A 13,184-nucleotide genomic window follows, 5' to 3' on the forward strand; every position below is an offset into this window, starting at 1 on the left:
AATGGGCCAACTTGGAAAATAAGATGTTAACGATGTTTCTGTAGAGCAGGCCAAGCGTAATGATTTAACAAGGGTTGTCACCATGTCTGCCGGTTCCGGCACACCCCCTATCTCCGCGACGGCTTCCAATAACAGTGCATTCGAGCGTATCGCCAATGCACGGCGCAGGGCATTGCTGCAACAGCATGGCCCAGTCGCGGGGCTAAGCTCCGCGCCGGTGACGCCGCAACCTCCAGAGCCTGTCGCAACGGTGACCCTGGACAAGATCGGCGATTTCCTTGAGCTCGATTTTCGGCGTCTGTTCGTCTGGCTGCGGGCCGGCCTCGCCCTGGCCTTCATGCTGGCGGTAGTCGGCGGCATTGTCGGCGGCGCCTATGCATTGCTGAGCAAGCAGCGTTACACCGTCACGACCGAGGTCCTCATCAACCCATCCAATTTGCAGGTTGTGGAAAACGACCTCTACTCGCAACCGGGCCAGGTCGATAGCCAGTTGCTCAGCACGCGCAGCAAGCAGCGCATCCTGACCTCGGGCAACGTGCTTTCCCGTGTGGTGGACGAACTGAATCTGACTCACGATCCGGAGTTTTTCGATCCGGACCGGAGCACATCCTCGTCCGGCGCTGTGGCGAAGCCCGACCCGAGGCTCATCGCCTTGAAGAACCTGGCGGACCGGGTAGACGCCATCGCGGATCCGACCTCGTTTGTCACAACCCTCTCGGTATCTGCGGAAACCACCGCCAAGGCGATCCTGATCTCGCAGGCCATAGTCAAAAACTTCCAGGAAGAACTGGCTAAGGCCGAAGCTGCCGGCGCCAGCCGTGCCGCGGCTGCCCTTGACAGCCGGCTTGGCCAACTCAAGAGCGACGTGCAGGCAGCCGAAGAGAAGGTCGAGAGCTACAGGCGCAGCCACAACCTGTCGTCCAGCAATGGCCAGCTCGTCAGTTCGCAGACGCTGACGCAGCTCAATGGCGAAATCGTCGATGCGCAATCGCGTGTCATCGCCGCGCAGGCAAGCTACGACGCCCTGGTTGCCTCCGGTATCAACGGGGCCAATCCCGACCCCACGGTTTCGGAAGCGCTCGCTGCGCTGCGCGACAGGTCAAACAGCCTGCGGCAGCAGATCGACTCACAGTCGATGACCTTCGGTCCGCGCCACCCGACGATTGTCAGGCTCAGGACGGAACTCGAGACCGTCAACTCGCAACTCCGGGCCGAGTTCTCCCGCACCGTCGGCACGGCAAAGGCCAGCCTGGACAAGGCCCGGGCCTCGTTGGCTTCTCTCAACGCCAGGATGAACGATCTGAAGGGCAATGTATTCACCGACAGCGAATCCGAAGTCGCCCTGCGTGAACTTGAACGCGATGCCGCGTCGAAGAGAGCGGTCTATGAGAGCTTCCTGTCACGTGCGCGCCAAATCAGCGAGCGCGAGCAGATCGACACCACAAACGTACAGGTGATTTCGACCGCAGTGCCCCCGCCCGCACGCTCATGGCCCCCGCGCACTGCCCTGGTGGCAGGCGCCGGAGCGTTCGCAGGCTTTGCCCTGGGGATGCTGCTGGCCATCGGCATGGGCATCATCCGCGACATGCGCCGGCCGCCGAACCGATCAGGCGTTGCCGCCAGCCGAGCCTGAAGCAAGGCATGGTGAAGCGCATCGTTTTCCACATCGCCAGCCTGAGGGGCGGCGGCGCCGAACGTGTTTTCGTCCTGATGGCAAATGAACTGGCATCGCGTGGCCACGAGGTCACGCTTTTTACCTGGAACGCGGAAGGCCCTAACGCCGCGCTGCGTTCCGCTGCCGTGCATCTGGTCGACTTCGGCCTTCCCTTGCGCGGCGAGGGTTACGCCAAGTCGGCGACGCTGAAAGGCATCGTGCGAAGCGCAAATTTGTTCCGCCGCCTTGATCCTGATGCGGTCTATAGCGCCCCGGAATTCGCCAATCTGGTGATGGCGCTGTCACTCATGTTGGCCAGAAGCCGGGCAAAATTCTTTCCAAGCTTCCATGCCGCGGCCTCGCTGCCTGCCAGCGGCCTCGGCGCCAGGCTGGCGATCTGGCTTTCCGCGCTGGTTGCAGCGCGCGCAACCAAGGCCATCGCCGTTTCGGCGGGTGTCGGCCGTGACATCATCGCCCGAGGCTTCCCCGAATCGAAGGTTGTCGTCATCAATAACCCGCTGCCGCCAGCTGTAGCACCGCAGAGGAATTCCTATGCCTGGCAGGCAGCGTTGGCGGCGATGGGCGATGGCCCGGTCATCGCCACCGCGGGACGCCTGGTGCCGGTCAAGGACCACCGGACTTTGCTGCGGGCCTTCGCTGCCCTGCGCGCCGGCCGCCCTGCCCGGCTTGTCATCTTCGGCGAAGGTCCGCTGGCTGCCGAATTGCACGCCTGTGCCGAGCAGATCGGCATTGGCCAGGACGTACTCTTTGCCGGCTACGTCAACGATCCCGCGGCTTGCTATGCCGCAGCCGATCTGTTCGTCCTTACATCCACGAGCGAAGGCTTTGGCAACGTCTTGGTCGAGGCCATGGCCGCCGGTGTCCCCGTAATCTCCACCGATGCTCCGCACGGCCCGCGCGAAATACTCGGTGACGGCCGCTTCGGCACCTTGGTGCCGGTCGGTGACGCCGCGGCCCTGGCGAAGGCGATGGCCGAGACGCTGGACCACCCCACCCCTGCTGCCGTGCTGAAAAACAGGGCGGTGGATTTCACAGTCGACAAGATTGGCAATCAATACGAAGCGTTGCTCTAGTCGTTACGCACTGGCAGCAAATCGGCGTTGGATGCGGTCGACGTAGTCGGGCTTTGATTGCGATAATCTCTTCACGGGCTGGGGCGCAACGAATTCATCGTGAGACGTTTCCTCGTTCCTTGAGTTGTTGGGCAAGGAAATCCTTGACCGAATCGAGAACCGCGTCCCGTTCATGAGATATGCCTGGCAGCAAATCGAAGCGCACGCGCGCCCCCGCCTCCTCGAACGATCGACACAATGCCACGAGGCGTTCCGGCCGTGTTCGCCCGGCATCGTTGGCGCCTGGCATCCAATGGGTGCTGCCTTGGACATGAGTGATTTCCCAAGTCTCCAGGTCAGCGCCGCCGACGATCATCTGGAAAGGCACTTTTGCCAGCGCTGCGGCATCGAAGGTGATGCCGAACTTCTCCGGCAGATCGCGAATGCCCACCCACCAGTCATGCGTCGGATCGAGCAAGGTCACCGAACCTGGCGCGCCGATTGAGGCCGCCCAGAGCCTGTCGGGATGCAGGATAGCAAAACGATGCGTGAAATGTCCGCCGCCGGAAAATCCGAACATGGCAAAGCGGCTCCAATCCTGACTGTATTTGGCGCTGACCTCCTCAACCATGGCGAGCAGCACCTGATCGTAGCGTATGTTGCCCTCGAGCAAATATTTGTACCCGCTGCGGGCATCATCCCCGAGAACGCCGATTGGAAACAGCGGACACAAAACGGCGCAGCCGTTCCAGCGTCCGAACTCGGAAAACGCGTCGCGGAATCCAAGAAAAGAGGTGCGGCCGGTGCCATGGACAGCGACCATCAGATCGACTTTGGCCCCTTCCCCAACCGCGGGAGGCACATACAGGCAATAGTGAAAGCGCGGGTCTGATTTGGAAGCAAAGATGGCGGTCGCGCCAAGGTCATAGGCAGCGCGACCGCGATCCGCGACAGGTCCCCTGGCAACGCTTGTCAAATCGATAACTCCTTAATAGGCCCGGCGTTCCGGCAACAATATACCGGTCGGCCGACCTCGTGAACTGGAGGCGCCTCCAGGCAGCCGCGAGGAGGACCTCGTCGTGCACCGGAAGCAGGGCGCCGGCGGGACGATCAGGGACAAAAAGAATGCCTCCGCCAACGCCTCGGAAAGCCGCCATTAACTTTTCGTTAACCATGCCGGGCTAGCCTTAACCAATCAGTAAGGACTCGCCTCTGTGACCTGCGTCGCTCCCATTCAAAACAAGTCCATACGCTTTCGAGCGCGCTCGTTTGTAGCCTTCACCCTCACCCCTGAGGCCCCGCTAGGGGAATGGCTGCAAAGCCTCGATCACTGGACCGAAAACTCTCCCGGCTTCTTTGCCGGCCGCCCGGTCGTGCTCGATCTGAATATACTCAAGCCCGAGGTGGGCGAGATGCGGGATCTGGTCTTACAACTCGCGGAGCGCGGGATTCGCATCTACGCGATCGAGGCCGATGGCAATGTAGCTCTCGATGCCGATCTGCCGCCGCTCCTCGTTGGCGCCAAGGAGGCCACCGCCGACGCGCTTTACGTGCAGCCGGACCCGAAGGCCGCAGCTGAGGCCAAGACGGAAGAGCCGCAGGCGCCGAACTCATTGATGATCAAGGCACCGATCCGCTCCGGCCAGTCGATCTTTCATCCCGATGGCGATGTGGTCATTGTCGGCTCCGTCAGTTCCGGTTCCGAGATCATCGCCGGAGGATCGATCCACGTCTACGGCACGCTGCGTGGACGTGCGTTCGCCGGCGCCACGGGAAATTCCGCGGCTCGCATCTTTTGCCGGAAAAACGAAGCCGAACTTCTGGCGGTGGACGGCTGGTACCGCACTGCCGAGGAGATGGACGCCTCCTCGCGAGGAAGGCCGGTACAGGCCTTTCTCGAGGACGGCGCACTTTGCGTCGCACCGCTCAACTAACAACATTGGAGGCACAAATATGGGCAAGGTAGTGGTTGTCACATCCGGCAAAGGGGGTGTCGGCAAGACGACCTCGACGGCCGCTCTCGGCGCCGCGGTCGCGAAAACCGGCAAGCGGGTGGCTCTCGTCGATTTCGACGTCGGCCTGCGCAACCTCGATCTGATCATGGGCGCCGAGCGGCGCGTTGTTTTCGATATCGTCAACGTCATTCAGGGAACCGCCAAGCTTTCGCAGGCGCTGATCCGTGACAAGCGGCTCGAAACGCTGTTCCTGCTGCCGGCCTCGCAAACGCGCGACAAGGATGCTCTCACCGAGGAAGGCGTCGCCGACGTCATCGACAAGCTGCGCTCCGTTTTCGACTACGTCTTCTGCGACAGTCCGGCCGGCATAGAGCGGGGCGCGCAACTTGCCATGCGCTTTGCCGACGAGGCGGTAATCGTCACCAACCCGGAAGTGAGCTCGGTCCGAGATTCCGATCGCATCATCGGCCTGCTCGACTCTAGAACGATGAAAGCCGAGCAAGGTGAATCGATTGTCAAACACGTCCTCGTCACGCGCTACGATGCTGCGCGCGCTGCCCGCGGCGAGATGCTGAGCATCGATGACGTGCTCGAGATCCTGTCGACGCCCTTGCTGGGAATAATTCCCGAGAGCCAGGACGTGCTGCGCGCATCCAATGTGGGCGCGCCGGTTACGCTCAGCGAAAACACTAACCCCGCCGCACGCGCCTATATCGACGCGGCAAGAAGACTCGAGGGCGAGGACCTGCCGGTCATTCTGCCTTTCGAGCGGAGGGGCCTCCTCGACCGGCTGTTGGGAAGGAGGGCAGCATGAACCTGCTCGATATCTTCAAGCGCCGCGGCAGCGCGCCGGTGGCGCGCGAGCGCTTGCAACTGCTGTTGGCTTACGAGCGTCGAAGCCGCAACCAGCCCGATCTCGTCTCGGTGTTGCGCGAGGAGATCATGGCGGTGATCGCCCGGCATGTTCAGGTCGACCAGGATTTCCTGCAGGTGAGCATGGATCACGGCGAAACGACGTCGAGATTGGAGATCGACATCCAGATCCCCAACAAGGTCGCAATGCCCATAGCCGCGGCGTTCTAGAGCGGAATGCATTTGGATCGAATCGGGCATTCCGCTCTATCTGTTTGTTTCAGCCGCATTTGTGCGACGCCAAGTGGTTCCACTTGGCTGCAAAATGCTTAGCGGAATCCTCCAGTCAGGGCTTGCGTCGGCTGCTGCCGAGGTTGCGGCGCCGTGGTTGGCGTGTTTGACCCGGTCGCCACCGGCAAGTCGCGCAATTCGAGGACAATAATCACTGCCTCACTAAAAACCCGCGGCCGTTTCCAGCCGCGGGGTGCCTTGGGAGGGCCTTTCGAAACCGGTGGTCAGATGTTGGCGAGCAATTCGTTGACGCGGCTTTCCATGTCGGCAAGGGCGGTGTCGATGTCCTTCTGGCCACTGATTGCTGCACTCATCTCTTCGCCGATAATGTCCTGGATCGCAAACTGACGCTGTACGGCGGACGGCAGCGGCTTGCCGAGATCAGCGACCGCAGAGATCGTGTTGCGATGCGGCAGGGCCTTGAAGGCGTCCGAGGTGATGACGGCCTTATAGGCCGGCAGGTGACCGGTGCGCGACCATTCGAAGTCGTTGTCGGCGAAGAACTTCAGGAATTTACCGATGGCCGCGATCTGTTCGGGCGTGCGGTCTTTCTGCGAAACGGCCCAGGTGTGGCCGTCGGCATACTGCGCGTGGGCGCCGCCAAACAGCTGCGGATACGGATAGACCGCATAGCCGCCCTTGTTGAGCGCCGTACCCTTGGTCTCGGACTGCGCGTTGTAATCGCCGACCACCCAGGTGCCGTTAAGGTGGACGCCACCCTCGCCGGCAAGGAAGGCGTTGATCGACCCGCCATAATCGAGATCCTTGGTGGTGTAGCCCTTCTCGAAGATCGCCTTGTACATCTCGATGACCTTCTTGGCTTCCGGCGTATTCAACTTCACATGCTTCGGATCGGCGAAGAAATCGGAATCCTGCTGGAAAAGATAGGTATAGAGGTTGCGTGTGTAGAGTGCAGTCTCATTGGTCAGGTTCTGGACGAAATAAGGCTTGCCCGTCTTCTGCTTGAACTGTTCGGCCTGGGCGAGCAGTTCCTCGGCCGACTTTGGAAAAATCGGCGTGCCGTCGGCATTGACCAGGCCGGCTTGTTTGAAAAGATCCATGTTGACGTGATAGAGCATCGTCCAGCTGTCGATCGGCAGGCCATAGACCTTGCCGTCTTTGGTGGCGCCATTGCGTGCCGCGTCGGTGAAGGCGTCGGGTGTCACGCCGACCGACTTCAAGAGATCGTCGAGCGGCATCAACAGGCCCTTCGACTGATAATCCGACAGTACGGATTCATGGATCGTGACGATGTCCGGAGCGTCGCCTGAAGCGAACTGCGCGGTCAGCTGATCATAGCCGGGCCATTCCACGGTGGTGACGTTGACATGGACATCGGGATTGTCGGCGTTGAACTTGTTGATTAGCGAGGTGATGATGCCGCATTCGCCAACGGCCTTGGTGGCATCGGTGTTGGTGCCGAAATCGGCATCGCAGGCGCCGAAAAAGCGCTGCACGCTCAGCTCCGTGGCCGCGAAGCTTGGACTTGCGAGCATCATTGCGCCCGCAGAGACTGCGGCAAACAGTATTTTCTTCAGTTTCATATCAGTTCCTCCTACTGAGTTTCCGCCGCTCCACCCTGGATTGGCTTTCGTGCTTCAATTGCTGCGCATTCCCCCCGGCCGTCAGGCAATCTTCGTTATCTCACCGCAGCGCCGGAGACTGCCGTGACGATGTATTTCTGGAAGAACAGGTAGACGATCAGGATCGGTGCACCGGCGAACACCGCCTGCGCCATCAGGAAGCCGATGCCTTCGGACTGGGCGAAGTTGGTCTGGGTCGAGGCCATGCCGACCGTCAGCGTGAACATGTCCTTCCTCGTCGCCGAAATCAGCGGCCAGAAGTAGTCATTCCAGGCGCCGAGAAAGGTGAAGATGCCGAGCGTCGCCTGCGCAGGCAGCGTGAGCGGCAGAAGCACCTTCCAGAAAATTCTGAGCCGGCTGGCGTTATCGAGCATGGCGGCTTCGTCCAGCTCCTTCGGGATGGCCTTGAAATACTGGGTCATCAGGAAGACACCGAACGGAGCCGAAAGGCCCGGCAGAATGAGCCCTTGATAGGTGTTGTGGAACTTCAGCATGCTGAAGATCTGGTGACGGGCGACAAGCACGGCCTGTTCCGGGACCGCCAGACCGAACAGAACGATCACGAACAGCGCGTCTCGGCCGGGGAAATTCAGCCGTGCAAAACCGTAGCCCGCGAGCGACGACAGGATCAACGTGCCGAGCGTCAATCCGCCCGAGACGATGATGCTGTTGCGCACCCAGATGAACACGGACGAGGTGCCGACGGTGTTGATGTAGTTCTTCAGCGTATAGGGTGCGTGAAACACCGAGTTCGGATCGGCCATCAGCTCCGTATTGTCCTTGAGTGATAGACCGACGACCCACAGAACCGGCGCGATCATGACGATCGAAAGCAGGATGACCAGGGCCAATAACAAATGGTCGCCAAATGCCCGGCCCTTGATGGAAGCTGCTGGGGCGCTCATGCCTGGTCTCCCCTGCTGCGTGTCACCAGGTACTGGGCCATGGCCGCGACCAGGATGAGGATGAACAGGATTTCCGATGCGGCGGCGCCCAGGCCGAGATCCCAGCGACGGAATGCGGTATCGTAGATATAGAGCACGATCGGCTTGGTCAGATTGTTCGGACCGCCGCGCGTCATTAGCCAGGCCTGGCCGAACAGCTGGAATTGCAGCACGATCTGGATGATGATCACCAGGATGAAGGTCCGCTTGATCGACGGCAGCGTGATCGACCGCAGCGTTTGCCAGCGATTGGCATTGTCCAGCGCTGCCGCCTCGTAAATGTCCTGCGGGATCTGCTGGAGTGCTGAGAGAAAGAGCATCATCGGCAGGCCGATGCACCACCAGATGGTGGCAATGGCGATGCCGACCATCGCCAAGCTGGGATCGGAAATGAAGGCCGGAGCCGTTGCGCCGAACCATCCGTAAATCGTCGACAACAGCCCGACATTCGGAATGAAGACGATGCGCCAGATCAGCGTGACGATGGTGACCGATAGCACCGACGAGGAAAAGAACAGCGTCCGCAAAACCGCGGCAACGCGCGTGCGGCGGTTGAGGCAAAGCGCCAGGAAAAGGCCGATCAGCGCCAGCGTCGGCACCGTCAGAAGCACGAAATAGAAGGTGTTCCAGATCGATTGCAGGAAGACCTTGTCGTGATACAGCCTGGCGTAATTGCCGAGACCGACAAAATTTCCGGACGAGAACGTGTCGGCCTTGTGGAAACTCAGCCACATCCCCCAGAGCAGCGGGAAGAGCAGCAGCGTGGTGAAGAAGAACAAGAATGGCGCAACGAAAATGACGTTTCGCCATTGCGGCGCATAGATGTCGGCGGTAGGGGCTCTGACGCCGACAGCAAGTGTCGCGGTCGGGGACATCGCCAGCCGGTCAGCCATCTCAGGCCTCCCTCGCATGCCAGGCGCGGCCGGTCTCGTTGAACAGATGCGATTTCTGGCCGTCAAAGGCGAGCCCGATTCTGTCGCCGACGGCGACGCGGCTGTTGCCGGCATCCGAGCCGACGATCTGCTGGCCATCGCCCAGCCGCGCGTAGATCAGGGTGCGTTCGCCGAGCCGCTCGAGCACATCGACCACGCCGCCGGCATTGCCCTGTCCGGCGGCAACGATGCGCACGTCTTCAGAACGGATGCCGAAAGTGTACTTGCCATCGGTCAGTTGGCTGGAGGCGATCTTGGTCTGCACCGAGACGCCGTCCGCAAACCTGGCCGTGGCGTTCTCGCCGGATCTGTCAAGCGTCGCATCGACGAAGTTCATCGCCGGCGCGCCGACGAAACCCGCGACGAATTTGGTCGCCGGGCGTTCGTAGATCTCCATCGGGGTACCGATCTGGTCGATCTTGCGATTGTTCATGACGACGATGCGGTCGGCCAGCGTCATTGCCTCGACCTGGTCATGGGTGACGAAGATCATCGTCGATTGCAGCCGCTGGTGAAGCTGGGCAAGCTCGATGCGGGTGCGGGTGCGCAACGCCGCATCGAGATTGGAAAGCGGCTCGTCGAACAGAAAGGCCTTCGGCTCCTTGACGATCGCACGGCCGATGGCGACGCGCTGGCGCTGACCACCGGAGAGCTGGCCCGGCTTGCGATCGAGCAGATGCGGCATTTCGAGGATGCGGGCGGCTTCGTTGATGCGCGCCTCGATGACCTTGCCTGGAACGCCGATATTCGCAAGCCCGAAGGCCATGTTGTCGCGCACCGTCATGTGCGGATAAAGCGCATAGGACTGGAACACCATGGCAATGCCGCGCTTGCCCGGTGGCAGATGATCGATGCGCTCGTTGTTGATGGCAATCTCGCCGCTATCGACAGCTTCGAGCCCGGCAATCATTCGAAGAAGCGTCGATTTTCCGCAGCCGGACGGGCCCAGGAACACGATGAATTCGCGTGCCCTTATGGAGAGCGACAGATGATCCAGCACCGTCATGGCACCGAACTGCTTGCTCACGTTCCTGATCTCGATATCGGCCGTCACGTCGACGCTCCTCCTCAGCGTTTGCGCTTTCTCGATGATCCGCCTGAACTCAGAGCCTCAGGCGTATGACCTGGTAGGAATAGGGCGGCAGTGACAGGCTCAGCTTGCCGCTGGCGAGCGAGGCGCCCTCGCCCTTCCTGGGGCCGACATTGCCAGGGTTTTCGGCCGAATTGACGGCTTTCAGATCGGCGTGTGCCATCACCTGGTGATCGACGATCTCCGCCGCGCCGAAGCCGGTGAGGTCGACCACTGTTTCGATTGCCTCGCTCGAATGGCGGTTGACCGCGAAGAAGGTGACGTGGCCGGTTTGCCTGTCGTGCACGCCGGCAACATCGACATAAGCGACATCGCCCGCAACGCTGGATTTGTAGGTCGGGCTTTCCACCTTGAGATCCAGCGCATTGCCGCGACCATAGTTAGAAGCAAACAGATAGGGATAAAAAATCGTCTGCCGCCATGCCGGGCCATTCGGAACGGTCATGATCGGCGCGATGACATTGACCAGTTGTGCCAGGCAGGCGATCTTGACGACATCGGAACGGCGGATGAAGGTGTTGAGGATCAGGCCGACCTGCAGCACATCCTCGAAATTATAGATGTCTTCGAGCAACGGCGGGGCGAACGGCCAGCCGTTGCTGCCGCCGAGTATCTTCCTGTCCTGCTCCTTGGAATGGTACCAGACGTTCCATTCGTCGAACGAGATGTAGACCTGCTTGTTGGAGCGCTTCTTGGCCTTGATATACTCGATGACGCCGGCGACCGAGACAATGTAGTCGTCGAGCTTTTCGCTCATGGCGAGATAGTTCGGAGCGTCGTTGGCTTCGTTGTCGAAATACATGTGCAGCGAGATGTAGTCGACCTCGTTGTAGGTATGGTCGAGAACCGTCGCTTCCCATTCAGGGTAGGTCGGCATCTTGGCATTCGAAGAGCCGCAGACCACCAGCTCAAGTGAGTTGGAGAAGGCACGCATGGCCTTGGCCGTCTCATGCGCCAGCCGGCCATACTCGTCCGCGGTCTTGTGGCCGATCTGCCAGGGGCCATCCATTTCATTGCCGAGGCACCAGAGCTTGACGTCGAACGGCTCCTTGCGGCCGTTGGCGATGCGCTTGTCGCTCCATTTGCTGCCGCCGGGATGGTTGGCGTACTCCAGCAGGTTGCGGGCTTCATCGAGGCCGCGCGAGCCGAGATTGACGGCAAGCATCATCTCGGTGTTGGCGGAGGTGCACCAATCGGCAAATTCATGCAGGCCGACTTCGTTGCTTTCCGACGTGTGCCACGCGAGGTCGAGGCGCACTGGACGCTGTTCCTTGGGGCCAATGCCGTCTTCCCAATTGTAGGCCGAGACGAAATTGCCGCCGGGGTAGCGGACGATCGGAACATTGAGTTCCCTGACGAGATCGATGACGTCCTGACGCATGCCGTTGGCATCCGCTGTCGGATGGCCGGGCTCATAGATGCCAGTGTAAACTGCCCGCCCCAGATGCTCGATGAAGGATCCGTAGAGCCTCGGATCGATTTCCGAGACAACATAGTGCGGATGAGCCGTAACGGCTGCCTTCATGCATTCCTCCCATCGATATCACAAACGATGATTTAAATCATCTTGCCCGATATCAAAGAGGAATTGGCAGCCCTTCGTCAAGCCAAAATAGCCAAATGTAGGACAATTAGACGAACGCTTTGGAACAGCAGAAAGCCAGATAGTTGAAATTGCTGCGTTATCTTCAGAACCCGGTTTCATGATATCAACCAGTTTTGATCCTGAGCAGGATGTCCTGATCGTAATTTCCAAAGCCCTTGCCGAAAATATTGATCCCGCCGGGGCGCTTGGCGTCGTCCTTGACGCCGATACGGACGCGGATTGAATGATGGCTCTTCAGATCGAGTGCGGCGAGCCCGGTTTCGGACATCCTGAGGCCGTCGACATAGGTGCCGTCATTGGCAATTCGCCAGTTCTTCAGCTTACCGTATTGCGAGCCCTTGAGCTTCCACCAGGAGGGCGTGAAGACGCCGCGCTTGTCGCCGAAATCCCCCGGCGACGTCCAGGTGCCGACATCGACGCCATTGATCGTCAGCGTGATGTCCGAGGGCCAATCGGCGCTGGTGCCCGGCACTTCCGAAGACAGTTCTATCGCAACTTCGAGTCCGGTGATTTCGGCATTGGCGAGCTTGGCATTGTTGGGGAACTGGTATTCGACAAAACCGCGCGTGAACCATAGCAGACCGGCTTTCATGCGGTCCGGATCGAGGAAAGTGTTCGGCACATCGAGTAGACCGATGATGCCGTCCGGCGAACAAAGGCCGCAGGGCGCGGTAACCTCGAAGCCGGTATAAAGCCCGATCGGCATCGACACTTCGATCGCGTCGTTCTTGACCGCACGATATTCGCTCTTGAACACGACGAGCACTTCTTCCGCCGTCGGATAACAGATTTTCTGACTGCCTTTCTTCGCTTTCAGGTTCTCGGTGCGGATCAGCCCCGCATCCTCCAGCACCTGGATGTTGGTCGAGACGGTCGACTGCGGAAGCGACAGCACGGCGGCGATTTCGTTGACATTCATCGGCCCCTTCTCATGCAGCAGTTTCAGCATCGAGATCCGCGCCGAGGAGGCAAGCCCCTTGAGCACGGCAATGCCTTCCTCAGGTTCAATCACCAGAAAATTGCGACTCATGAAATTGCCCGGCCCATGTAAAATCCATATCCGAAATTACCCTGTATATCGGGATACCTGATTTAATCAATGTGCAGGCGGAACGCCGGGCAATTTGTTGAATCCGGCAGGGCGAGGGTCGCGCGGGGCCCTGCACAGAATTTGTGCAGGAGCCATATGCAGAGTGGACACCTG

13 protein-coding genes are annotated in these 13,184 nt (G+C 60.2%); 5 read left to right on the forward strand and 8 right to left on the reverse strand.

Annotation, left to right across the window (positions count from 1 at the left end; genetic code table 11):
- Nucleotides 1–82: 82 nt before the first annotated feature.
- Nucleotides 83–1,633, forward strand: coding sequence for a GumC family protein (locus tag NKH04_RS18710; RefSeq protein WP_352472503.1), 1,551 nt, complete (start codon nt 83–85; stop codon nt 1,631–1,633).
- 8 nt (nt 1,634–1,641) lie between these two features.
- Nucleotides 1,642–2,748, forward strand: coding sequence for a glycosyltransferase (locus NKH04_RS18715; protein WP_352921077.1), 1,107 nt, complete (start codon nt 1,642–1,644; stop codon nt 2,746–2,748).
- A 94-nt stretch (nt 2,749–2,842) separates the two neighbouring features.
- Here NKH04_RS18715 and NKH04_RS18720 read toward each other — a convergent pair whose 3' ends face one another.
- The gene (locus tag NKH04_RS18720; RefSeq protein WP_352851241.1) at nt 2,843–3,703 is read right to left on the reverse strand and encodes an alpha/beta hydrolase; all 861 of its coding nucleotides are present in this window, start codon (nt 3,701–3,703) and stop codon (nt 2,843–2,845) included.
- 238 nt (nt 3,704–3,941) lie between these two features.
- Between NKH04_RS18720 and minC the strand changes: the two genes are divergently transcribed.
- From minC to minE, 3 genes are read left to right on the forward strand one after another with little or no spacing between them, the layout of a single operon-like run.
- Nucleotides 3,942–4,661 (forward strand): septum site-determining protein MinC, encoded by a 720-nt coding sequence (gene minC, locus NKH04_RS18725; protein WP_352817232.1) that lies wholly within the window; start codon nt 3,942–3,944, stop codon nt 4,659–4,661.
- A gap of 19 nt (nt 4,662–4,680) precedes the next feature.
- A complete protein-coding gene (gene minD, locus NKH04_RS18730; RefSeq protein WP_023677152.1) occupies nt 4,681–5,496 on the forward strand; it encodes a septum site-determining protein MinD in 816 nt (271 codons plus the stop codon).
- Nucleotides 5,493–5,765, forward strand: a complete 273-nt coding sequence (minE, locus tag NKH04_RS18735) for a cell division topological specificity factor MinE (protein ID WP_352683186.1) — start codon at nt 5,493–5,495, stop codon at nt 5,763–5,765. Before minD ends, minE begins: the two co-directional genes overlap by 4 nt.
- Before the next feature lie 284 nt (nt 5,766–6,049).
- Here the strand turns inward: minE and NKH04_RS18740 are convergent, their stop codons facing one another.
- The 7 genes from NKH04_RS18740 to NKH04_RS18770 form a co-directional block, all read right to left on the reverse strand.
- Nucleotides 6,050–7,369: an ABC transporter substrate-binding protein gene (locus NKH04_RS18740; protein WP_352921074.1), complete on the reverse strand. Its 1,320-nt coding sequence runs from the start codon at nt 7,367–7,369 to the stop codon at nt 6,050–6,052.
- 95 nt (nt 7,370–7,464) lie between these two features.
- The gene (locus tag NKH04_RS18745) at nt 7,465–8,313 is read right to left on the reverse strand and encodes a carbohydrate ABC transporter permease (protein WP_352921072.1); all 849 of its coding nucleotides are present in this window, start codon (nt 8,311–8,313) and stop codon (nt 7,465–7,467) included.
- Nucleotides 8,310–9,227 carry a carbohydrate ABC transporter permease gene (locus NKH04_RS18750; RefSeq protein WP_502896440.1) on the reverse strand — a complete coding sequence of 306 codons (918 nt, stop codon included), beginning with the start codon at nt 9,225–9,227 and terminating at the stop codon, nt 8,310–8,312. The genes NKH04_RS18745 and NKH04_RS18750 overlap by 4 nt, the downstream gene beginning before the upstream one ends.
- Nucleotides 9,228–9,246: 19 nt before the next feature.
- A complete protein-coding gene (locus NKH04_RS18755) occupies nt 9,247–10,338 on the reverse strand; it encodes an ABC transporter ATP-binding protein (RefSeq protein WP_352921068.1) in 1,092 nt (363 codons plus the stop codon).
- 49 nt (nt 10,339–10,387) lie between these two features.
- Nucleotides 10,388–11,899 (reverse strand): arabinosylfuranosidase ArfA, encoded by a 1,512-nt coding sequence (arfA, locus tag NKH04_RS18760; protein WP_352921066.1) that lies wholly within the window; start codon nt 11,897–11,899, stop codon nt 10,388–10,390.
- Between the two features lie 18 nt (nt 11,900–11,917).
- The gene (locus NKH04_RS18765) at nt 11,918–12,079 is read right to left on the reverse strand and encodes a hypothetical protein (RefSeq protein ID WP_352541706.1); all 162 of its coding nucleotides are present in this window, start codon (nt 12,077–12,079) and stop codon (nt 11,918–11,920) included.
- Between the two features lie 4 nt (nt 12,080–12,083).
- On the reverse strand, nt 12,084–13,010 hold the full coding sequence (locus NKH04_RS18770) for an ArsR/SmtB family transcription factor (protein WP_352683182.1): 927 nt from the start codon (nt 13,008–13,010) through the stop codon (nt 12,084–12,086).
- Nucleotides 13,011–13,184 lie beyond the last annotated feature (174 nt).

It is taken from the genome of Mesorhizobium sp. M1365 (genome assembly GCF_040317865.1).
Classification (GTDB): domain Bacteria; phylum Pseudomonadota; class Alphaproteobacteria; order Rhizobiales; family Rhizobiaceae; genus Mesorhizobium.

What these genes read in the sequence shown, in the direction of transcription:
- minE (WP_352683186.1), top strand. Translation starts at nt 5,493, where the DNA reads ATGAACCTGCTCGATATCTTCAAGCGCCGCGGCAGCGCGCCGGTGGCG.
- NKH04_RS18740 (WP_352921074.1), bottom strand. Translation starts at nt 7,369, where the DNA reads ATGAAACTGAAGAAAATACTGTTTGCCGCAGTCTCTGCGGGCGCAATG.
- NKH04_RS18715 (WP_352921077.1), top strand. Translation starts at nt 1,642, where the DNA reads ATGGTGAAGCGCATCGTTTTCCACATCGCCAGCCTGAGGGGCGGCGGC.
- NKH04_RS18770 (WP_352683182.1), bottom strand. Translation starts at nt 13,010, where the DNA reads ATGAGTCGCAATTTTCTGGTGATTGAACCTGAGGAAGGCATTGCCGTG.
- minD (WP_023677152.1), top strand. Translation starts at nt 4,681, where the DNA reads ATGGGCAAGGTAGTGGTTGTCACATCCGGCAAAGGGGGTGTCGGCAAG.
- NKH04_RS18745 (WP_352921072.1), bottom strand. Translation starts at nt 8,313, where the DNA reads ATGAGCGCCCCAGCAGCTTCCATCAAGGGCCGGGCATTTGGCGACCAT.
- NKH04_RS18750 (WP_502896440.1), bottom strand. Translation starts at nt 9,227, where the DNA reads ATGTCCCCGACCGCGACACTTGCTGTCGGCGTCAGAGCCCCTACCGCC.
- arfA (WP_352921066.1), bottom strand. Translation starts at nt 11,899, where the DNA reads ATGAAGGCAGCCGTTACGGCTCATCCGCACTATGTTGTCTCGGAAATC.
- NKH04_RS18710 (WP_352472503.1), top strand. Translation starts at nt 83, where the DNA reads ATGTCTGCCGGTTCCGGCACACCCCCTATCTCCGCGACGGCTTCCAAT.
- NKH04_RS18765 (WP_352541706.1), bottom strand. Translation starts at nt 12,079, where the DNA reads ATGAAACCGGGTTCTGAAGATAACGCAGCAATTTCAACTATCTGGCTT.